Origin of the sequence: Methylobacterium sp. J-030, assembly GCF_022829545.1 — a bacterium.
In the GTDB taxonomy this organism is placed as follows: Bacteria; Pseudomonadota; Alphaproteobacteria; order Rhizobiales; family Beijerinckiaceae; genus Methylobacterium.
Map to the genome: position 1 here is coordinate 1 of NZ_JAKSYM010000043.1, position 21,074 is coordinate 21,074.

The 21,074-nt window shown below is 71.2% G+C and carries 17 protein-coding genes; 5 read left to right on the top strand and 12 right to left on the bottom strand.

Annotated elements, in window-relative coordinates; translation table 11 throughout:
- Positions 1-3,078, bottom strand: a 3,078-nt coding sequence (locus tag MKK75_RS01580) for a beta strand repeat-containing protein (RefSeq protein ID WP_244040878.1), incomplete at its 3' end; no start/stop codon positions are given.
- A 460-nt stretch (positions 3,079-3,538) separates the two neighbouring features.
- On the opposite strand from MKK75_RS01580, the gene MKK75_RS01585 reads away from it, so the two are divergent.
- On the top strand, positions 3,539-4,501 hold the full coding sequence (locus MKK75_RS01585; RefSeq protein ID WP_244040879.1) for an acetyl-CoA carboxylase carboxyltransferase subunit alpha: 963 nt from the start codon (positions 3,539-3,541) through the stop codon (positions 4,499-4,501).
- The gene (locus tag MKK75_RS01590; protein ID WP_244040880.1) at positions 4,498-5,229 is read left to right on the top strand and encodes a DUF1796 family putative cysteine peptidase; all 732 of its coding nucleotides are present in this window, start codon (positions 4,498-4,500) and stop codon (positions 5,227-5,229) included. The genes MKK75_RS01585 and MKK75_RS01590 overlap by 4 nt, the downstream gene beginning before the upstream one ends.
- A gap of 374 nt (positions 5,230-5,603) precedes the next feature.
- Here MKK75_RS01590 and MKK75_RS01595 read toward each other — a convergent pair whose 3' ends face one another.
- Positions 5,604-6,500, bottom strand: coding sequence for a LysR family transcriptional regulator (locus tag MKK75_RS01595; RefSeq protein ID WP_244040881.1), 897 nt, complete (start codon positions 6,498-6,500; stop codon positions 5,604-5,606).
- A gap of 141 nt (positions 6,501-6,641) precedes the next feature.
- Here MKK75_RS01595 and MKK75_RS01600 point away from each other — a divergent pair, with 141 nt between their 5' ends.
- A complete protein-coding gene (locus MKK75_RS01600) occupies positions 6,642-8,162 on the top strand; it encodes a murein L,D-transpeptidase family protein (RefSeq protein ID WP_244040882.1) in 1,521 nt (506 codons plus the stop codon).
- Between the two features lie 36 nt (positions 8,163-8,198).
- On the opposite strand, the gene MKK75_RS01605 is transcribed toward MKK75_RS01600, so the two are convergent.
- From MKK75_RS01605 to MKK75_RS01650, 10 genes are all read right to left on the bottom strand, one after another.
- A complete protein-coding gene (locus MKK75_RS01605) occupies positions 8,199-8,942 on the bottom strand; it encodes a dienelactone hydrolase family protein (RefSeq protein WP_244040883.1) in 744 nt (247 codons plus the stop codon).
- A 185-nt stretch (positions 8,943-9,127) separates the two neighbouring features.
- On the bottom strand, positions 9,128-9,301 hold the full coding sequence (locus MKK75_RS01610; protein ID WP_244040884.1) for a YqaE/Pmp3 family membrane protein: 174 nt from the start codon (positions 9,299-9,301) through the stop codon (positions 9,128-9,130).
- Positions 9,302-10,330: 1,029 nt separating this feature from the next.
- Entirely contained in the window at positions 10,331-11,923 is a 1,593-nt protein-coding gene (locus tag MKK75_RS01615) for a c-type cytochrome (protein WP_244040885.1), read from the bottom strand.
- Between the two features lie 37 nt (positions 11,924-11,960).
- Positions 11,961-12,317 carry a hypothetical protein gene (locus MKK75_RS01620; RefSeq protein ID WP_244040886.1) on the bottom strand — a complete coding sequence of 119 codons (357 nt, stop codon included), beginning with the start codon at positions 12,315-12,317 and terminating at the stop codon, positions 11,961-11,963.
- Positions 12,317-12,817, bottom strand: coding sequence for a TspO/MBR family protein (locus MKK75_RS01625; protein WP_244040924.1), 501 nt, complete (start codon positions 12,815-12,817; stop codon positions 12,317-12,319). The genes MKK75_RS01620 and MKK75_RS01625 overlap by 1 nt, the downstream gene beginning before the upstream one ends.
- Positions 12,817-14,043 (bottom strand): geranylgeranyl diphosphate reductase, encoded by a 1,227-nt coding sequence (locus tag MKK75_RS01630; protein WP_244040887.1) that lies wholly within the window; start codon positions 14,041-14,043, stop codon positions 12,817-12,819. The genes MKK75_RS01625 and MKK75_RS01630 overlap by 1 nt, the downstream gene beginning before the upstream one ends.
- Positions 14,044-14,047: 4 nt before the next feature.
- Entirely contained in the window at positions 14,048-15,379 is a 1,332-nt protein-coding gene (locus MKK75_RS01635; protein ID WP_244040888.1) for a BCD family MFS transporter, read from the bottom strand.
- Positions 15,379-16,263, bottom strand: coding sequence for a chlorophyll synthase ChlG (chlG, locus tag MKK75_RS01640; protein WP_244040889.1), 885 nt, complete (start codon positions 16,261-16,263; stop codon positions 15,379-15,381). Before chlG ends, MKK75_RS01635 begins: the two co-directional genes overlap by 1 nt.
- A gap of 342 nt (positions 16,264-16,605) precedes the next feature.
- Complete coding sequence (gene ppsR / locus MKK75_RS01645; protein WP_244040890.1) at positions 16,606-18,051, bottom strand: transcriptional regulator PpsR; 1,446 nt, start codon at positions 18,049-18,051, stop codon at positions 16,606-16,608.
- 30 nt (positions 18,052-18,081) lie between these two features.
- Complete coding sequence (locus tag MKK75_RS01650) at positions 18,082-18,969, bottom strand: B12-binding domain-containing protein (RefSeq protein WP_244040891.1); 888 nt, start codon at positions 18,967-18,969, stop codon at positions 18,082-18,084.
- Positions 18,970-19,295: 326 nt separating this feature from the next.
- On the opposite strand from MKK75_RS01650, the gene bchF reads away from it, so the two are divergent.
- Together bchF and MKK75_RS01660 are read left to right on the top strand one after the other, a co-directional pair.
- On the top strand, positions 19,296-19,802 hold the full coding sequence (gene bchF / locus MKK75_RS01655) for a 2-vinyl bacteriochlorophyllide hydratase (protein ID WP_244040892.1): 507 nt from the start codon (positions 19,296-19,298) through the stop codon (positions 19,800-19,802).
- The gene (locus MKK75_RS01660; RefSeq protein WP_244040893.1) at positions 19,799-21,073 is read left to right on the top strand and encodes a ferredoxin:protochlorophyllide reductase (ATP-dependent) subunit N; all 1,275 of its coding nucleotides are present in this window, start codon (positions 19,799-19,801) and stop codon (positions 21,071-21,073) included. The genes bchF and MKK75_RS01660 overlap by 4 nt, the downstream gene beginning before the upstream one ends.
- The last annotated feature ends 1 nt before the right edge of the window (position 21,074 follow it).

Sequence of the window (21,074 nt, forward strand, 5' to 3'; positions counted from 1 at the left end):
GGCGAGCGTACCGCCGGAGAAGGACAGCCTGCCGGCGGCGGCGCCGAGATTGGCGTCGGCGGAGACCCGGAGCGTACCGCCGTTGAGCGCCGTGCCGCCCGAATAGGTGTTGGCGCCGGTGAAGGTCTCGGTGCCAGCCGTCAGGATCAGGCCGCCGGTGCCGCCGATCGTGCCGCCGAAGCTGCCGCCGGCACCGGTCAGCGTCAGAATCTTCGCACCCAGCCTGACGGTGCCGGCCTGGCCGGCGGCGGTGTCGGCGAGGCCGGTGATCGCGCTACCGGCCCCGGTCACCGCCGAGATGTCGAAGGCGCCGCCGGTGGCCAGCGCCACGCCGCTCGACGCGCCGATCGCACCGGCGCCCGCCAGCGCCAGGGCGCCGCCCGAGATCGTGGTCGCGCCCGAATAGGTGTTGGCGCCGGTGAAGGCCTGGGTGCCAGCCGTCAGGATCAGGCCGCCGGTGCCGCCGATCGTGCCGCCGAAGCCGCCGCCGGCGCCGGTCAGCGTCAGAATCTTCGCGCCCAGCCTGACGGTGCCGGCCTGGCCGGCGGCGGTGTCGGCGAGGCCGGTGATCGCGCTACCGGCCCCGGTCACCCCCGAAATGTCGAAGGTGCCACCGGTGGCCAGCGCCACGCCGCTCGACGCGCCGATCGCGCCGGCACCCGCCAGCGCCAGGGTGCCGCCCGAGATCGTGGTCGCGCCGGTATAGCTGTGGGCGCCGGTGAAGGTCTCGGTGCCAGCCGCCAGGATCAGGCCGCCGGTGCCGCCGATCGTGCCGCCGAAGCTGCCGCCAGCGCCGGTCAGCGTCAGGGTCTTCGCGCCCAGCCTGACGGTGCCGGCCTGGCCAGCGGCGGTGTCGGCGAGGCCGGTGATCGCGCTACCGGCCCCGGTCACCGCCGAGATGTCGAACGCGCCGCCGGTGGCCAGCGCCACGCCGCTCGACGCGCCGATCGCACCGGCGCCCGCCAGCGCCAGGGTGCCGCCCGAGATCGTGGTCGCGCCGGTATAGGTGTGGGCGCCGGTGAAGGTCTGGGTGCCAGCCGTCAGGATCAGGCCGCCGGTGCCGCCGATCGTGCCGCCGAAGCCGCCGCCGGCGCCGGTCAGCGTCAGAATCTTCGCGCCCAGCCTGACGGTGCCGGCCTGGCCGGCGGCGGTGTCGGCGAGACCGGTGATCGCGCTACCGGCCCCAGTCACCCCCGAAATGTCGAAGGCGCCGCCGGTGGCCAGCGCCACGCCGCTCGACGCGCCGATCGCGCCGGCGCCCGCCAGCGCCAGGGTGCCGCCCGAGATCGTGGTCGCGCCCGTGTAGGTATGGGCGCGCGACAGGGTCAGGAGGCCGGTATTCGCCTTGGTCAGGCTGCCGCGGCCGGATATCGCGCCGGCATGGCTGTTCGCGTCCGACCGGTCGAAGACCAGCGCCCCGTTATTGGCGATGTCGGCGGTGATCGACCCGGCCGCGCCGCCGGCGCCGATCCGGAGCGTGGCGCCGGCGGCGATCACCGCGCCATTCGTGTAGCTCTGGTCGTCCAGGATCTTCCAGGTACCGCCCCGGACGTTCAGTCCCTCGAAATTGACGACGTTCGCCAGCGTGCCGGTGGCGGGGCCGGTGCTGTCCCTGTCGAGGTTGATCGTGTCGGTGCCGCTGCCGCCGTCGATCCGGCCGTTGATCGTCGAGCCGGTGTAGAGGTTGAGGGTGTCGTTGCCACCCTCCAGGCTGATCGCCCGGCCGTTCTTGCCGGTGATCGTGCCGTGATTGGTCAGGACGTCGTCACCCTGGCCCATCTGGATCGCGGCGCCGTCGCCGCGGATGAACCGCGTCGAGCCGGTGCCGGTGTAGGTCACGCCGTCGAGGGTGCCCTTCGAGCCGGGATCCGGGGTGGTGCCGTCCTGGAGACGGACGATGCCGTTCGGATCGGGGATCGAGCCGGCGCCGATGATCGTGCCCCTGTTGACGATCGTGTCGTTGTCCGCCGCCGTTCCGGTCTTGTTCTCCAGGCGGATCGCGTAGCTGCCCTTGCCTTCGATCGTCCCACCCACTTCGTTGGTGATGGTGCTCGCGGCGTTTCCGCTGCGGCTGTTGTCGGGATTGCTGTCGTTGTTGACGACGATGCCGGCCCCGACGCTGGTGATCGTGCCGAAGTTCTGCACGCTGCCGCCGCCCATCGAGACGCCTTCACTGACATTGGCGCGGCCGCCCTTGTCGAAGCCGCCGGCGCCGGTGCCCTGGATGAGCCCGTAATTCTTGATGGTGGCGGTGAAGTTGATGTCGACGCCGTCGCCGTCGCCGCTCAGCGGGTTGTTGGCGTCGCCGGCGTAAGCGCCGGTGATCGTGCCGTAATTCGTCACGATGCCGTCGGCCTTGGAACCGACGCCCGAGCCGTTGCGGCCCGTGATGGTGGCGTTCGACGCGTTGGTCACGGTGAGCGTGCCGTTGGGGCGTGCGGCGTCGGGGTTGTCGCCGCCGAGATCCACCCCGTGGCGCGCCCCGGAGATCGTACCGCCGGATTGGTTGTCCACCCTGCCGACGGTGCTGCTTTTCCAGACGACCCCGCCGTTGCTCGTGTCGCCCGAACCGCTGGCATAGATCGACCCGGAATTGGTCACCGTCCCCCCCTGACCGAGCCGGATCGCATCCTTGTCGCCCGTCGATTGGATCAGGCCCGTGGCACCGTTGTTGATCGCGATCGTCGCCGTACCGCTGGTCGCGGCCTCGAAGTTCAGGGCGCGCTTCGAGTCCGACTGGATCGTCCCGTTGTTGTTCACCGTGATCGTGCCGCCGGTCGGATCGACCCCGACGAGGACGGCATCGCTATCGGATCGGATCAACGCGTCCTTCTTGTTCTCCAGCGTGAGGGTGCGGACGTTCGAATTCCCGCCGGCCGCGATCGCGTTCTGTTTCGACTTTGTCGCCTCGATCGTTCCGGAATTGGTAATCTTCAGATTTGTCGATGCATCGTTCCAGTTGATCGCCGGGCCGTTCTTGACGGATAGCTTGCCGTTAGCCGCCACGGTTACCGTATCCGTGCCAGATACGGTCTTGGCAGTCTTATCGGTCCGGCCGGCGTCCACCGTGTAGTCCATCGCGGCCGCAGGACATCCGCAGGAGACAGCCGCGACCCAGACGAACCATGCGCGCGCGCCAATCCATCGGTTTCGAAACACCGCGCCTCTCCAGATCATCATGGATCTTCCGGGACGCTATGGGACACAGTCAGAAATATTTTCAAGAAATTTTAAGCTCTTATATGTACTATACTTGCGTATCTTCGACTAATACATTTGGAACTGAACGTGACATCGACCGGATGTGAGCCGCAACGTCGGTTTATGCAGACGCGCGAATGCGGCTTATTTACCCATGCTAATGATATCGGCTGCCGTGGATTGCCAGCCCCATGTTGCGGACCGGCAACAGCGCCGGCCCGTCCGAACGCGCGCCGGGGCGCCGCACCGGCGGCCTCCGGTTGACACCACCCCCGCCATCGCCAACACCTCGCGCCCGCCGCCTCGCTGCGGCGGACCCGGGAAGACCTGTGACACGATGGCGGTGACGCGCACCTACCTCGACTTCGAGAAGCCCGTGGCCGAGCTGGAGGCCAAGCTCGAGGAACTGCGCGCCGTGAGCGCGCGCGACGGCGCGGTCTCGATCGCCGAGGAGGTCGGCCGGCTGGAGGCCAAGGCCGGACAGGCGCTGGCCGAAATTTACGCCAGCCTCACCCCCTGGCAGAAGACCCAGGTGGCCCGCCATCCGCAGCGACCGCACTTCGTGGATTATTGCGGCGGGCTGATCACCGAATTCACGCCGCTGGCGGGCGACCGCAGCTTCGGCGAGGACGAGGCGATCCTCGGTGGCTTCGGCCGGTTCCGGGGCCGCCCGGTGCTGGTGCTCGGCCAGGAGAAGGGCGCCACCACCGAGGCGCGGCTCCGGCACAATTTCGGCATGGCCCGGCCCGAGGGCTACCGCAAGGCGGTCCGGCTGATGGAGACCGCGGATCGATTCGGCCTGCCGGTCATCGCCTTCGTGGACACGGCCGGCGCCTATCCGGGCATCGAGGCGGAGGAGCGCGGACAGGCCGAGGCCATCGCCCGCTCCACCGAGGCCTGCCTCGCGCTGGGCGTGCCCAACGTCGCCGTGGTGATCGGGGAGGGCGGCTCGGGCGGCGCGATCGCGTTGGCCACCGCCAACCGGGTGCTGATGCTGGAGCACGCGATCTACGGGGTGATCTCCCCCGAGGGCGCCGCCTCGATCCTGTGGCGCGACCAGGGCCGCGCCGCCGACGCCGCCACCGCGATGAAGATCACCGCCCAGGATCTGCTGCGGCTGGGCGTCATCGACGCGATCATCCCGGAGGCCACCGGCGGCGCGCATCGCGACCGCGAGGCGGCGATCCGCGCGGCGGGCGACGCGGTCGCCGAGGCGCTCGGCCAATTCGAGGGCCTCGGCCCGGACGAGATCCGCGACCGGCGCGCGGACAAGTTCCTCGCCATCGGCCGGACCCTGTGAGCGATCCCGGGGCGACGGGGGGCCTGTTCGGCGCGATCGGGCGGCTGCTCGGCCGGCGCGACGGGCGCGAGCCCGGCCGGTTCAACCACATCTCCCTGGGCTGCAACTGCCAGATGGCGCACGTGCTCAAGACGCTGGACCTGCGCCAGTGGTCGGGCCCGCTCGACTGGATCTTCTCGATGCCCGGCATGGCCCGGGACTGCCTCGCGGACGATTTTTCCGCCCTCCTCGACCGGGACCAGCTGGAGAGCATCCCGGAGGCGGAGCGGCGCGGGCCCGAGATCTGGCGCGGCCGCCATCGGCTGTACCGGGAGCGGCACGGGCTCGAATGCGTGTTCAACCACCACGACCCGGCGGCGAACGCGGCGGATTACGCCTTCCTCAGTGAGGGCGTGCGCCGGATCCGGACGGCCCTGGACACGCCGGGCACCGACAACCGAGTGTGGATGATGAGCCATCTCCACGCGCCCCGGGACGTGATCGAGGCGGTCGACGATCTCCTGGGCCGGCGGGCGAGCCGCAACCACCTGACCTTCCTGCAGCTCGAGCCGGGACATCCGCGGATGGCGGTGGTGGAGGCCGCGGACCTGCGGCCGACGCTGCGCTGGCTCACGGTGCAGACCCCCTCGGAGCCGGTCGGCCTGCGGCTGGCCGATCCGGCCGACGATGCCCGGCTCGTGGAGATCATCCGCGCAGAGGCGGAGCGGCGGCCGGGCCTGTTCGGCTGACGGGGGCGGCTCGGCGATTCGTCTTCAGTGCGTGGCGCGCGACAGGGCGACCATCGCGCCGACGATGACGATGGTTTAAAAGCCGATCGAGCGATTACCCGCTTCATGATGTCGAACTTGGCCTCGGCCGGATCCGATTTCGTCACGAGCCTCGTGAGGTCGGCATCGCGCCCCTCCCGGATCGCGGTGGTGATCGCCTCGGCCTGATCCTCGGACAGACCCGTGGCCTTGAGCCTGCGCGCGCGTGCATGGGTATGGAGCGAGAGAGCCGTCAGGGATGGATGGCGTCGACGTCCCGAGCAGGGCTTCGTTCAGCCAATCCCCGTCGGTGACCGTCGATCAGGTGGCGCCTTCGCCCATCGAAGGCGACTGACTCACGCCCCTGCACCGCCTCCGCGCATCCGTTCCACCAGGTAATCCACCCGCACCCGGGCCGGCATGGCGGGGCCGCCCACGAACATCGCGTGGACCGCCTCCCGGTCCTGCGGGTTGAACGGCTCGAGGAGCGGCACCAGCCGGCCGGCGGCGAGATCCTCCGCGATGTGGAAGTTGCCGACCCGCGTGAGGCTGACGCCCCGCGCCACAAGCTGCACCAGGGTCTCGCCGTTGTTGGCCGCGATGGCGCCGGTGACCGGCAGGACGACATCGCGGCCCGTCCTCCCGGAACGGCCAGCCCGGCTCGACCCGGCGGAAGGTGAAATCCAGGCAGTTGTGCTGCGCCAGATCGGCCGGCGCGGCGTGCCGGCCCGGGCGAGATAGGCCGGCGCCACCACCACGGTCCGGCCAGTCTCGCCAAGCCGCCGCGCGGTGAGCGGGTCGTCGGCGAGCGGCCCGAACCGGATCGCCACGTCGGCCCGGCCGCCCCGCACGTCGGCCAGCTCGTCGCTGAGATCGATCTCCACGGTGATGCCGGGATGATGCGCGACGAAGTCGGCCAGCAGCGGCACGATCACGAGGCGCCCATGCGCCGTGGCGGCGCTGACCCGGACCCGCCCGCGCGGGCAGCCCCGGTCGGCGAGCGCGGCTTCGGTCTCGTCGAGATCCGCCAGGATGCGCCGCGCGGCGCGGCCGTAGGTCTCGCCCTCGGCGGTGAGCCGCAGGGTCCGGGTGGTCCGCACGAGGAGCCGCACCCCGAGCCGAGCCTCGATCCGGGCGACGATCCGGCTGACCGCCGAGGGCATCAAGCCGAGCCGGCGCGCGGCGCCCGAGAGGCTGCCGGCCTCCGCCACCGCCACGAACACCGCCATCGCGCCGGCCCTGTCGTGCTGCATCTGTGACTCCGCGGGGCAGTGTTGCACCCGGGTGCTTGCGGTAAGGAAGGTGCAAGCTTAACGAGCCTATTGGGTTGGGGAGTGGCACGCGACGGTTGCCGATAAGGGCCGCGGGTGCGCGTAGGACGATTGAGGTTCCCCATGACGGCGCGTCTCGCGACGACCGCGCGGATGCTGGCGGCCGCTTCCCTGCTGGCCCTCTCCCTCGCCGCCTGCCAGGACGGGTCCGGGATCAACGGCCCGAGCGCGCGCAGCCTCGCGCCGATCGCGCCGCAGACGGTCGCGCTGATGCAGTCCAAGGGGATGCAGCAATCCGACCCGATCCTGATCCGTGCCTTCAAGAAGGAGGCGGAGATGGAGGTCTGGAAGAAGGGCAGCGACGGCCGCTACGCCCTCCTGAAGATCTACCCGATCTGCCGCTGGTCCGGCCAGCTCGGCCCCAAGACCCGCGAGGGCGACCGGCAGGCCCCGGAGGGGTTCTACACGATCACCCCGGGCCTGATGAACCCGAATTCCTCGTACTATCTCTCCTTCGACACGGGCTTTCCGAACGCCGTCGACCGGGCCGCCGGGCGCTCCGGCCGCTACCTGATGGTGCACGGCACCTGCTCGTCGGCGGGCTGCTTCGCCATGACCGACGCGACCATCGCGGAGATCTACGCCATCGCCCGCGACGCGTTCATCGGCGGGCAGCGCAGCTTCCAGTTCCAGTCCTACCCGTTCCGGATGACGGCCGAGAACATGGCCAAGTTCCGCAACGATCCGAACATCGCCTTCTGGCAGAACCTCAAGGAGGGCTCGGACTATTTCGAGGCCCTGCGCGAGGAGCCGAAGATCGGGCAGTGCGGGACGAAGTACGTGTTCGGCGGCGCCGACGCGGCCGCCGGCTCGTGCCGGCCGAAGGTCGAGCCGGAGGTGGCGGAGAAGACCGCGCGCGACGCCCGCGCGGTCGCCGAGCTCGTCGCCAAGGGCACCCCGGCGGTGCGGGTGGTCTACCAGGATGGCGGCCAGAACCCGGTCTTCCGCCCGCCGGCCAACACGAGCGCCTTCGCGAGCCTCGGCGGTACCGAGACGGTGCTGCCCTACGACGCCAAGGAATACGGCCGGCACAATCTCGGCGACGTGAGCCGGCCGGAGACCCTCGCGGCCGGGCCGCAGGAGATCGAGGTCGGCCCGAAGGGCCAGCCGGTGATGCTGGCCGGCGCCGAGCCGGCGGCGCCGGCCAAGGCCGCCAAGGCGGGGCGGCCCCCCAGCAAGGACAGGGAGCCGGCCAAGCCGGCCGTCGCGACCCTCATGGCGAACCGGGCCGAGCCCGACGCCAAGGTCGAGACGACCGCGGCGCTCCCCGAAAAACCCGCGCGGATCGCCGTGGCGGACGCGGACGGGGATCCGAGCAGCTATCAGAAGCTGTTCGGCAAACTGTTCGCCAAGGACGAACCGGCCGCCCAGCCCGCCCCGGCGACCCCGGCGGTCGACGCCGTCGTCGTGCCGGAGCCCGTCAAGCTCGCGCACGCCGCCGAGAAGGTGGCGCCGAAATCCGCCGCCAAGGCGCATACGGTGAAGACCGCCAAGGTCGAAGAGAAAGGTGACGGCAAGAGTGACGGCAAGGCGGGGGCCAAGCCTGCGCTCAAGAAGGGCGAGGCCGACAAGGCCAAGCCCTGAACGAGCGCGCGCCCCGGCTCGTGCCGCGGCCCGACGTCACGACTCGATGTGCAGGGTCCGGCGAAACAGGTCGCGCATCGCGCGCCAGCCCCGCGCGGCCGCGGCCGGGTCATGGACGGGGAAGTCCGGCATCATCCAGCCGTGCGCGGCGGGATAGGTCTCGGCGCTGAACCGCACGCCGGCCTCCGTCAGGGACCGCTCCAGCCGCTCGGCCATCGCGGGCGGGTAGCTGCCGTCGTTCTCCGCCGCACCGATATAGACCTCCGCCTTCAGCCGCGGCGCGGACAGGTGTGGGCTCGTCGACGCATCGGTCGCGAGGTTGCCCCCGTGGAAGCTTGCGGCCGCCGCGAATCGATCGGGGTAGGCACCGGCCGAAGCCAGGGCCATGCCGCCGCCCATGCAGAAGCCCACGGCGCCGATGCGGCGGCCCGCGATGTCGTCGCGAGCGTCGAGATAGGCGAGGAACGCTTCCGTGTCCGCGGCGGCCTTGTCGGGTCCCGTCGTCGCCATCAGGGGGCCGAGGATGGCGCGGAAGTCGCCCTTGAACACCTCTTTGGGTACGAAGGGTCCGTAGGGACCGTAGCGGTAGAAGAGGTCCGGCAGCAGGACGAGGTAGCCGGCCGCGGCAAGCTGCTCGGCCATGTCGCGCAGCGCCGGCCGGATGCCGCCGGCATCCATGTAGAGGATCACCGCGGGCCACGGCCCTTCGCCGGCCGGCATAGCCACATGCGACCGGCAATCGCCGTCGCGCATCCGGATCGTCACGTGTTCGGTCGGCATCGGGTGCTCCTGGGCCGGACATCCGCGATTGTCCGCGGAGACCTCCCTACGACCCCGAGCGGATCAACCGCAAAGACACATCGCGTCGCCCATGCCTTGCCGATTCCCTGTGGTCGCAGGCGGGAAGCCCAGGGGCCGCACCGGATCGCTGCCACCGGGACGGCCAGCCGAGGCTGCGGGACGCTTCAGAGCAGCGGGCGCTCGCGATTCATCAGCCACAGGGCGTGGACGGTGCCGGGGAGCCAACCGAGGATCCAGAGCACGATGTTCAGCAGGAACTGCAGCCCGAAGCCCGTGGTGACGAGGACCGCAATCGGCGGGATGAAGATGGCGAGCAGGATGCGGATCAGGCTGGACACAGGCACTCCCGGGCTGGAAACCACGATGGATCGACGCTCAAACGAAGCGCGGCCGTGTCCGTTCCCATGGGCCGGTCGGCCGCGCCGGCGGTTCGGCCGGACGATCATGCATTGCGTCGGGCTGCGGTTTCACGACGCGGCGTCGCCGCCGACACCCTTCGCCCGAGCGGCCATCCCCTCCATCATCCTGAGCGCGCGGAGTCGGCTCTCCACGCTCGGCAGGGCGAAATACGCCTTGAACAGCCGCGGCAACAGCGCCGCATGACGACACGGTCCCCGGGGTCGGACGCGGGCAGCGGGCTCGGCCCTCCGGCTTGGCGTCAGGAACGCGTCGATGCTCGTTCCATTCGCCGCGGCGATCGTTCGAAGAAGTGCCAGTGTAGAGCTGGGTTCAGCCACGACAAACCTCCGTCTTGCTCGCACGAGTCGGCTCGCTGCCGCGTTCTGGACAATATTATTGCCTGATAAACCGTTTTATGAACCTTGCCTGAAACAATGACCGACCGCATCCGAACGTCGGGAGCTTTTGCGGAACCGCAGGGGGTCCGTCAAGCATCTTTCAAGCGTCCATAAATGATCGACACCGCACGAAGCGCGCCGGCAGCTCACATAAAGCCGCGCTGAAACGGCGAATACTCGATCTGGCGAGGCCCTGCCTTTGTCTTGGCGTGCAAACACATGCACAAACCTGACGTCATCAATTCAATATCTCAGGTTGGAGCATGGCAGGGGCGAGCGGGAGCGCCGCGCATTGCATCCGCACACGGTCTGCCGCCGGCCCCTGGCTCCGGGAACGACGATCCGGCGCCGGGCAGGGCGCGTTCCTCGCACCGGGCGGCTGTCATCTGCGGGATCACGCCCGACGTGTCATGTACGTCAGATTCGCCCCCCGGGGGGCCGCGTGAACCAGGACGTCGCGCCCGATTCGCCTGGAGGAGCCCGGACAATCGCGGGACAGGTGCGTTCGCGCAAGCGTGCTCGTGACGGACTCGGGCAACCGCAACGCGGCACCCGAGTCGGAAACAGAGTCTACTGCTTGCTGGCCGGCGGCGTCGTGGCCGAGGGCACGTTTGCCGCCTGCTTCTCCGGGTTCTTCACTTGGCTGTAGGCGACGTTGGAGAAGGTCCCGATCACGGCGGGCCAGCTCGGCTTGCCGTATTGCGGATCGTCGCGGCCGACCTTGCAGAAGGCGGTCGTGAGGGCGTTGACCAAGTCGTCATCCGTGGCGCCCGTGGAGGCGCCCTTGATCTGCGGCACCAGCCGGACCAGCGTCGGCACGAAATCCTGTTGCTTCACGCCCTTGAGGGTGTTCTGCACGCCGAGTTGATCGAAGGCGGCCTTCAGCTTGTCCTGCTCGATCTCCGCGCAGGGGGCGGTGCCAGCCAGCATGGTCTTGGTGTCGGCGCGCGCCGCGGAGGCCTTGTCGCCGGTCACCGGCGGGGCCTTGTTGCCCCAGGAATTGCGGATGTAGTCGGTGACGTTCTTCACCTCGACATCGGTCATCTGCTGGCCGATCGCCACCATCGGAGCGAGCCCGCTCTGGGCCGCGAGGCCGCCATAGATCACCCGCAGCACCGTCTCGGGCCCGTCCGACATCACCGAGGTGTTGCCGGCGAGGGCAGGAACCGCCCCCTCGATGCCCTTGCCGTCGGGCTGATGGCAGGAGGAGCAGTAGGTCAGGTAGGTCGAGGCGCCGGGCGCGCCCGCCGTGTCGAACACCGCGAGGTCCTTCGGCTTGTAGGTCTGCTTGGCCGGGACCGTGCGCAGGTAGGCGACCATCGCCTTCAGATCCTCCTCCTTCACCTTGGAAAGGGATTCCATGATGGTCTGGCGCATTGGGCCCGCCGCGACGCCGGGCCGGTCGCCCGGGGCGGTGCCGGTCTTGAGGTAGGTCACCACCTGCTCGTCGGTCCAGGCGCCGATGCCCTGGTGACCGTCGGGCGTGATGTTGGGGGCGTACCAGCCGTCGATCACGCCGCCGCCGAAGCGGCCGGCGAAGCTCGAATTGCCCACGAGCTTGTTCTCGTTGTGGCACATCGCGCAGTGGCCGAGACCCTCGACGAGGTAGGCGCCGCGGTTCACCTCGGCGCTGGCGCTCGGGTCGGGCTTGAAGCGCTCCTCGGTGAAGAAGGCGGTCCGCCACGTCACCAGCGCCGTGCGGACGCTGAACGGGAACGGGATCTGGCTCTCCTGGCGCTTCTCGTTCACGGCCGGGACCGACTGGAGATAGGCCCAGATCGCCTTGGTGTCGTCGTCGGTGACCTTGGTGAACCAGCCGAACGGGAAGGCGGGATAGAGATAGCCGACGTTCTTGCTGTAGCCGTGCCGGAACGCCTTGTCGAAATCGTCGTAGCTCCAGTTGCCCAGCCCGGTCTCCTTGTCGGGGGTGAGGTTGGGCGTCATGATCACGCCGAAGGGCATGTTGAGCGCGTAATTGCCGGCGAGGTACTTCCCGCCCGGCGCCGTGTGGCAGGCCGCGCAATCGCCCATCGTGACGAGGTACTTGCCGCGCTCGATCTGATCCGAGCCGCCCTGCTGCGCCTGCGCCGGACCGGCCAGCACGAGCGCGGCCAGCATCGGGGCGGAGGCCCAACCGGAGGGGAGGGCGTTCATGCGCTTCATGGCTACCTCTCCCGGGGATTCTTTAGAGTGTTTTCAATCAGGTGACGCGCGTGAACGCGGGCCTTTGCGGCGGAGTTCCTGGCGAAGCCCGGCTGCGGCGTTGTGCCGTGGCCGCCCGGAACCGCAGGCCGAGGTCGGCCGAATGGGCGACGAGCCCGGCGAGCATCCACCCGGCGACCGCGAACCACCCGGCCCCCGTGAGGGCGGCGCGCAGGGCCAGCATCAGCGCGGCGCCGGAGGCGAGGTTCGCCAGGAGCGTCGCCAGCGGAGGTCCGCCCCGGCGGCTGAGCCACGCGAGGACGAGCGCCTCCGCGGCGACGAGCAGCAGGATCCCGTCGACGATCCGCCCGGAGGCGAACCAGGACGCGAACGTCGACGAGAGCCCGCCCTCCATCACGCGGGCTCCCCGAAGGGGGCGTTCAGGCGCACGATCCGCAGGTTCAGACAGGCGGCGACGCTGACCCAGGCGAGGTAGGGCAGGTTGAGGAGCCCGGCCGCGGTGGCGACGCGGCCGGTGACCAGCACCAGCACGGCGATCGACAGCCACAGGGCGGCGACCTCGGCGAGCGCCCAGTCGGGCCGGCGGAACCGGAAGAACAGCACGCTCCAGGCGATGTTGAGCAGTCCGTTCACCGCGTAGGCGGCGAGCAGCACGCCCCGTGCGGCCGGGTCGGGATCGGCGTTCCAGACCATCACGGCGGCGATGGTGGTGAGCAGGAAGATGACGGTCCAGACCGGCCCGAACGCCCAGTCCGGCGGCTTCCAGGCCGGGACGCGCAGGCGCCGATACCAGCCATCCGTCCGGGTCGCGACCCCGCCGGCTACGGCCACCAGCAGGGCGACGGAGGCCGCCACCGCGGGCGGCCCCCAGCCGGCGTCGAAGTTCGAAACGATCACGGGGAGACCCAGCGGAACAGGTGGGCGAGGTCCTTGAAGAAGATCCGCGCGTGGGCGGCGGGCTTGGCCCGGACCAGCTCCTTGTTCATGTAGCTGTCCCAGGTGAGCTGCTGCACGTCCTTGTCCCGGCAGATCGAGACGAAGCGCTCGCGCAGGCCGTCGCTGCGGTACCAGACCCACTGCATCATCCCGAGGATCCAGAACACGCGCCCGTGCAGCTTCATGAAGCTTTTGCGCGCCCGCGCGAGGGCCCGGACGTCGCCGGTCGCCAGGAAGGCCGTCGCGGCCTCGGCGGACAGGCGCCCGCCCAACATCGCGTAGTAGATGCCCTCGCCGGAGGCCGGCGCCACGACGCCGGCGGCATCGCCCGCCAGCAGCACGTCGCGGCCGTTGTCCCAGCGCTTCAGCGGCTTCAGCGGCAGGGGCGCGCCCTCGCGGCGGACGGTCTCGGCGTGATCGAGGCCGGTGGCGGCGCGCAGGGCGCGGATCGACGAGCGCAGCGAAAACCCCTTCTTCGCGCTGCCGGTGCCGATGCTCAGCGTGTCCCCGTGCGGAAAGATCCAGCTGTAGAAGTCGGGCGAGTGGCGGCCCTGGTAGTAGACGTCGCAGCGCGTCGCCTCGACCGCCTCGGACCCGGCGGCGCCGGCCTCCGGCACGCGCAGGATCTCGTGATAGGCGAAGACCTGCCGCATCCTGGCGTGGCCCGGCACCTCGGCCCGGCCGACCGGCGAGCAGGCGCCGTCGGCGCCGATCACGAGGCGCGCCCGGACGGCGTGGCGGACGAGCGCCTCTCCGGCGCCGGTGCTGAAATGGACCAGCGCCGGCCCGTCGTCCGGCCGGCTGATGGTCTCGAAGGCGGCCTCGCGCAGGTCGGCGCCGGCCTCCTCGGCGCGGGCGCGCAGCCAGGGGTCGAAGTGCTCGCGGTCGACCATGCCGACAAAACCCTCGCCCACCGGCATGTCGACGGCCTTGCCGCTCGGGGCCACCATCCGGGCGGAGCGGATCTTCGCCACCAGCAGGGAATCCGGGATCGCGAAATCGCGGATCAGCCGCGGCGGGATCGCGCCGCCGCAGGGCTTGATCCGGCCGGGCTTGTCGAGGAGCAGGACCGTATGGCCGGCCCGGGCGAGATCGGTCGCCGCCGTGGCGCCGGCGGGGCCGCCGCCGACCACCACGACGTCGTAGGTCTGCGCGGCATTGCAGCCATCATCCAACCGAGCCATGGCCTCACCTCGTGCTGAAGGCAGGATCGAGCGATACCGGGCCCGGTGCCGGAGCGGATTCAAGTCGCGCCGCCAGGGCGACCGCGACGAGGAACAGCAGCCCTTCCGCGGCGAACACCGCTGCGTAGGCCTGGACCGGCTCGGCCGTCACGAGCCGCACCGCATCGACCGCGACCGCCCCGAGGAAGCCGCCGGTCCCGAAGGCGATGCCCTGAGCGGCGCCCCAGACGCCCATCCGGGTGCCGCGCTCCCGCGCGTCGCCGCGTCCGGCGAGCGCCATCATCGAGCCGATCGCGGCGACCGCGTAGGCGCCGTTGGCGACCCCGAGGGCGCAGACCGTCGCGCGTAAGGATGAGTCCGAGCCGGCGGCCGCACCGCTCGCCAGGGTGAACAAAGCCGCCGCCGAGCCGGCGCAGCCGAGGCCGATCCACAATCTCAGCGAGGCGAGGGCGGTGCCGCGGGCCGCGAGCGTGACGCCCGCCACCAGCAGCATGCCGGCCAGCACCCCGCCGTGCTGGAGCCCAGCGAGCTTCGTGGTGGCGCCGGGGCTCATCGCGAAGACGAGGCCGGCATAGGGCTCCAGGATCAATTCCTGCGCGCTGTAGGCCAGCATCGAGACGAAGACGAAGACCGTGAAGGTCCGGGCCACGGGATCGGCCAGGACATGGCGGAGCACGGCGAGGAACGGCCGCCGCGCTTCCGCCGGCTCGGGAGCCCGGGTCGGCAGGCGCCGCTCCACCCCGGCGACCGCGAGGGCGGCGACGCAGAAGGCGACGAGCGAGACCGTACCCGACACCGCGACGAGCCGCAGTCCCGTGAACGGGTCCAGGAAGTGGCCGGCGAGCGGCGCCGTGACGGCGAAGCCGACGATCATCATCACCCAGACCACGGTGGCGGCCGCCCCCCGTCGGGCCGGGGCGACGCCGCCGGCCAGCAGCACGAGCAGCGAGGTGCCGGCCGCCCCGACGCCCATCCCGACGCACAGGAAGGACAGGGCGGCGAGCGCCAGCCCCAGGGCGAGGTGCGTGGCCGCGAGGGCGGTGCCGCAGGCGGCTCCGAAGCCGCCGAGGCAGAGGGCCGCCATGCCGCCGAGGATCCAGGCGGTGCGCCGGCCGCTCCGGTCGGAGCCGTAGCCCCAGCGGGGGCGCAGCACCTGCACGGCGTAGTGCAGGGCGACCAGCAGGCCGGGCACGAAGGCGGGCAGCGCCAGCTCCACCACCATCACGCGGTTGAGGGTGGCGGTCATCAGCACGACGACGCTGCCGAGCGCGGTCTGGACGAAGCCGAGGCGGACGATCTGGGGCCAGGAGAGGCCGCTCGCCGGATCCGACGCCATCACGCCCCTCCCACCAGCGGCCGCAGCGCGAAGGCGGCGACCAGCATGCCGAGGACGTAGAGGGTGGTGCCGGTTCCGTTGTACCACGCCGCCCGTTCCCGGGGGTTCTCGAGGAACCGGACCATCAGGGCGACCTGACCGGCGAGCAGGGCCGCCACGAGGCCGGCGTGCCAGTAGCGCTCCCAGCCGGCGAGCAGGCCGATCACCGCCACCTGCGGCAAGGCCATGACCAGGCAGGCGAAGCGCGCGGCGCGCTGCGAGCCCATCTGCACCGGCAGGGACAGCAGGCCCATGCGCCGGTCGCCCTCCACCGACTTGAAGTCGTTGAGCGTCATGATGCCGTGGGCGCCGGCCGCGTAGAGCAGGGCGACGAGGAGCACCCGCCGGTCCGGCAGGGCGGCGGCCATCACGGCGGCGCCGGTGAACCAGGGCAGGCCCTCGTAGCAGAGCGCCACCGCGGCGTTGCCCCACCAGCCGTTCCGCTTCAGCCGCACCGGTGGCGCCGAGTAGATCCAGGCGAGCACCAGCCCGAACAGGGCGGCCCCGAGGATCCAGGGCCCCAGTGCGGCGGCCACGGCCAGCGACAGCGCCGTCCAGGCGAAGGCGAGGTAGAGGCCCCAGCGGCCGGGGATGCGCCCGGAGGGGATCGGCCGGTTCGGCTCGTTGATCGCGTCGACGTGCCGGTCGAACCAGTCGTTGGCAGCCTGGCTGGTGGCGCAGACCAGCGGCCCGGCGAGCAGCACCCCGGCGGCGATCACGGGCCACTGGCCGTGCGCCGGCTGACCCGACGAGATCACGCCGCAGGCGAACGCCCACATCGGCGCGAACCACGTGATCGGCTTCAGCAGCTCGATGACTGCGCTCGGGGCGGGCGTGGCGGCCATGCGGGGGAGGCTACCGGGCGCCGCCGGAGTGTCAAGCCAGATTTACAGATGGCGGCGGAATGTCCGAACGGTTTGTTGGGCGAATACATCCGCGGGTTGAAAATACAAAATGCAGATGGGGCGAGGTCTTTTTCGCCGGGGGGTGTTGCGCGCTTGGCGGTCGTCCTGACGCGGGCTGGTGGCGCACCGGGACCAGGCCGGATCCGCGCGCCTCCCGCCCCCTTCGCGGGGGAAGGAAGGCGCCAGGGACCTCCCGACCGCCGGACCTGCCGACCGAATGGTCTGAAGCTGGATTTGCGAATCCGCCGACCCGCGCGGAAGCGAGCCCGCCCCGCGAACCCATCACTCCGCCTCGATCGGCCCGTCCAGATCGCCGACGCCGTAGCGGCGCATCTTGGCGTAGAGCCCCTGCCGGCTCAGCCCCAGCATCTCCGCGGCCGAGGCCCGGTTGTCCCGGGTGATGCGCAGGGCCGCCTCGATACACAATTTCTCGATCAGGTCGGTGGTCTCGCGCACCAGGGTCTTCATCGAGACCCGGCCGACCAGCTCCGCCATCTGCTCCACCGAGCGCGGCACCTCGCGCCCGCCGGCGAATCGGCCTTCGGGGATCCGGCGCGGGGCGGGGCGGATCGCGAAGCCCAGGCAGGGGCGGGTGCCCGCCACCGAGACGGCGGCGACCTCCACGTCCTCCAGCCCGCCATAGGCGCCGCGGACGACCGTCGCGAAGCGCCGCACCGCGCCGTGATCGCCGAGCGTCGCGAACAGGGCCTGCGCCTCGGTCTCGTCGCGGCCGAGCCAATGATCCACGGAGCGGCCGCGGACCTGCCCCTCGGTGGCGAGTTGGGCCAGTTCCAGGAAGGCGGCGTTGGCGGTCAGGACCCGCCGGTTCGAATCGGTGACGACGAACCCCTCGGGCATCGCCTCGATCACCGCCTGCGTGGGCGCCTCCTGGCCGGAACCGGCCTCGGCGCCCGCCGGATCGGCCACGAGCCGCATCAGGGCGCTGGCGCCCCCCTCCCCACGGAATAGCGAGACCGAGACGGTGACCTCGCCCCGCCCGTGCGGCAGGACGGCCCGGACCTCCCCGGCCTGCCCGGTCGCCCGCAGGGCGGCGAACTGCGCCTCCAGGGCCCGGGTACTGCTGGCGTCGAACAGCTCGACCACGTCCTGACCGGCGACCCGCTTGGCCGGGCGCCCGAGCAGCCGCGCGGCGGCCGGGTTCGCCTCGGCCACCCGCCGGGTCCCGGCATCGACCACCAGAACCGGCTCGCCGGAGATCTGGAACAGGAGCCGGTAGCGGGTCTCGACGGTGCGCAGGCGCTCGTAGTCCCGCTCCAGCGCCTGCTGGGTCTCCAGCAGGCGGCGCTGGAGGCCGGCCACCGCCCGCATGTCGCGCCCGAGCACGAGGATCGGGCCGCCCTTGGCCGGGCGGATCGAGGCGTAGCGGATCGGCAGGTCGATGCCGCTGGGGGAGGGGTGGTTGACCTGGCGCCAGCGGGTGATGCCCTCGGGGCCGGCGTCGCGCAGCAGGGCGTCGACCTTGGGCCGGCTCTCGACCGTCACGGTGTCGACCCAGCGCCGGCCGAGCCAGCCGGGGATATTCTCCGCCTCGAGGTCGGTCCCGATCGACGCGTCGCGGATCACGCCGTCAGCGTCGATCACCAGCGAGACATCGGCGGACGCCGCGACGATGCGCCCGACCGCCTCGCCGTCGAGGTGGCCGGCTACCTGGTCCAGCACCGCGGGCGGGCCCGGGGGGGTAAGGTGCGGCTGAAGCGTCACGATCACCGTGATGTGATAAGGTGGATGACAACCCTTTCAACAGGCCAATGCCCGTCTGTCCAGCAAAGCTTCCGCCGCGGCGGGGGCCAGACAGGCGTCGAGCGCGCAGGCATCCGCGCCCACGATGCCTGCCTCGCCGCCGTGGCGCGCGAAATAGGGGCCGCCGACCAGCACCCGGACCCCCGGATTGCGGGAGGCGCGCCGCACCTCCGCCACCGTCTCCGAGAGGACGGGCAGGAGGACGTCGGCGGAGAGCGACAGGCCGACCACCTCGAACCAGTCGGACGCCAGCAGGGCGAGGGGATCGAGCCCGGGCGCCGGCACCGCCGTGGTCACGTCCCAGCCGGCCTCCCGGAAGAAGCTCGCCACGATCGAGAGGCCGAACCGATGCGTCTCCCCGGGGCAGGGCAGCAGCAGCACGCTGCGCCCGCCGATCGGCGCCGATTCGCTCTCCAGCTCCAGGCAGAGCCGCCGGCTGATCGCCTGCAGCCGCCCGAGGGCCTCGGTGACGGCCAGGAAATCGCAGGCATCCTCCTCCCACAGGGCCCCGAGGTGCCGGGCCGCCGGGGCGAGGAGATCGAGGAGCAGTCGCGCCAGCGGCAGGCCGCCGTCCCGCAGGGCCGCGATCTCGCCGTCGAGATCCACCGGCCCGGGCGCGAGGAGAAGGGCGCTGAAGGCGGCGATCTCCGGCGGCGTCACAGCCCGGTCGGCCGGTGCCCGGCGCCCGGCGTCGGGGCGATGGGCCAGCATCAGCCGGGGCAGAATCTCGCCCTCGATCACGCGGGACAGGGTGTCGGGCAGTGGGCGCGGCGTGTCGGACCACGTCATCGGCCGGTCGCTGAACACCGGCGCGACATCGCTCACCGCGCCACACCCGGCCGTAGCCAGTTCCAGACGCTCGCCGAAATGCCTCCAGTGTCCCATCGGCACCCTCCTGAAACGGCCCCGGTTCGAGGAACCGGTGGCTCCGCTCGCGCCTGCGGGTGCGGGATTACTCGCCCGTCTATTCTTCGGCTTTGACTGGCGCGGCACGCAATATGCCAAGTCACCGGCCTGTCACCGACCGTCTGTCAACGAGCCTGACGATACGCATCTTGACGATCTTGGCAATGATCTAAGACCAAGAAAAACGTCACGTGTCAGTGTCAGGCCCCAAAAGCGTCAAGCGCACTTGACACTTCCGGGAGTGGCGACCTAGCCTCTGACAACGGCGCGGCCCTGGGCATCGCCGAGATCAGGGGAGCGGATGCATGGGTCCCGCGGACCGGCCGGCACGACCGCTCTACACGCAGGCCGAACGGAGCCGGCGCGACGCGTCGCCCTGGACCCTGGTGCAGGGCGTGCTGGCCCCGCTGCAATTCGCGATCTTCCTGGCAAGCCTCGTCCTGGTGCTGCGCGCCCTGGCGACGGGCGGGGGTTTCGCCGCCGCCGAGATCTCGGTCGTGGTGAAGACGCTCGCGCTCTACGCCATCATGGTCACCGGCTCGGTCTGGGAGAAGGCGGTGTTCGGCCGCTGGCTGTTCGCACCGGCCTTCTTCTGGGAGGACGTGGTCAGCATGCTGGTGCTGGCGCTCCACACGGCCTACCTCGCCGCGCTGGCCACCGGCGCCCTCGGCGGAGAGGCGCTGCTGTGCCTCGCGCTGGCCGCCTACGCGACCTACGTGGTGAATGCCGGCCAGTTCGTGCTGAAGCTGCGGGCCGCCCGCCTTCAGGGATCCGAGCCGGCCGCCCCGCGCTTCGCGGAGGCGCTGTCATGAATGCGCCGCTCGCCCATCCGCCCGGCTGCGGCGGGATCGACCTGCATCAGGAGCAGGGCCAGCGGGCCGTGTTCTGCGGGCTGACCGGCATCGTCTGGCTGCACCGGAAGATCCAGGACGCGTTCTTCCTCGTGGTCGGCTCGCGCACCTGCGCGCACCTAATCCAGTCGGCCGCCGGGGTGATGATCTTCGCCGAGCCGCGCTTCGCCACCGCGATCATCGACGAGCGCGACCTCGCGGGGATCGCCGACGCCAACGAGGAACTCGACCGGGTTGTGACCCGGCTGATCGAGCGCCGGCCGGACATCAAGCTGCTGTTCCTCGTGGGCTCCTGCCCGTCGGAGGTGATCAAGCTCGACCTGTCCCGGGCGGCGCAGCGCCTGTCGGGCCGCCTCGCCCCGGTGCGGGTGCTGAACTATTCGGGCTCCGGCATCGAGACGACCTTCACCCAGGGCGAGGATGCCTGCCTCGCCGCCCTGGTGCCGGACCTGCCCCGTGAGGCGGAGGCGGCTGCGCCGTCGCTCCTCGTGGTCGGCGCGCTGGCCGACGTGGTCGAGGACCAGTTCCTGCGGATGTTCGCCGCGATGGGGATCGCGGATGTCCGGTTCCTGCCCGCCCGCCGGGCCGGCGCGATGCCGGCCATCGGCCGCGGCACGCGATACCTCCTGGCCCAACCCTTCCTGACCGACACGGCCCGCGCCCTCGACGAGCGCGGCGCCCGCCGTCTGCCCGCCCCGTTCCCGCTCGGCGCCGAGGGCACGACCGGCTGGCTGCGGTCCGCCGCCGAGGCGTTCGGCATCTCGGACGAAGCTTTCGACGCCGCGACCGCCCCGGGCCGCGCCCGCGCCGAGACCGCGCTGGCGCCCCACCGGGAAAAGCTCGGCGGCAAGCGCGTGTTCTTCTTCCCCGATTCGCAGCTCGAGGTGCCGCTCGCCCGCTTCCTGGCCCGGGAACTCGGCGCGGAGCTGGTGGAGGTCGGGACGCCCTACCTGCACCGGGGGCATCTCGCCGCCGAGATCGAGTGGCTCCCCGCGGGCACGCGGGTGACCGAGGGCCAGAGTCTCGACGACCAGATGGACCGCTGCCGGGCCGCCCGGCCGGACCTGACGGTGTGCGGCCTCGGGCTCGCCAACCCGCTGGAGGCGGAGGGGCTGTCGACCAAGTGGTCGATCGAGCTGCTGTTCACGCCCGTGCAGGGCTACGAGCAGGCCGGCGACCTCGCCGAGCTGTTCGTGCGCCCGCTCCGGCGCCGCGCCCTGCTGGAGGTGTAGC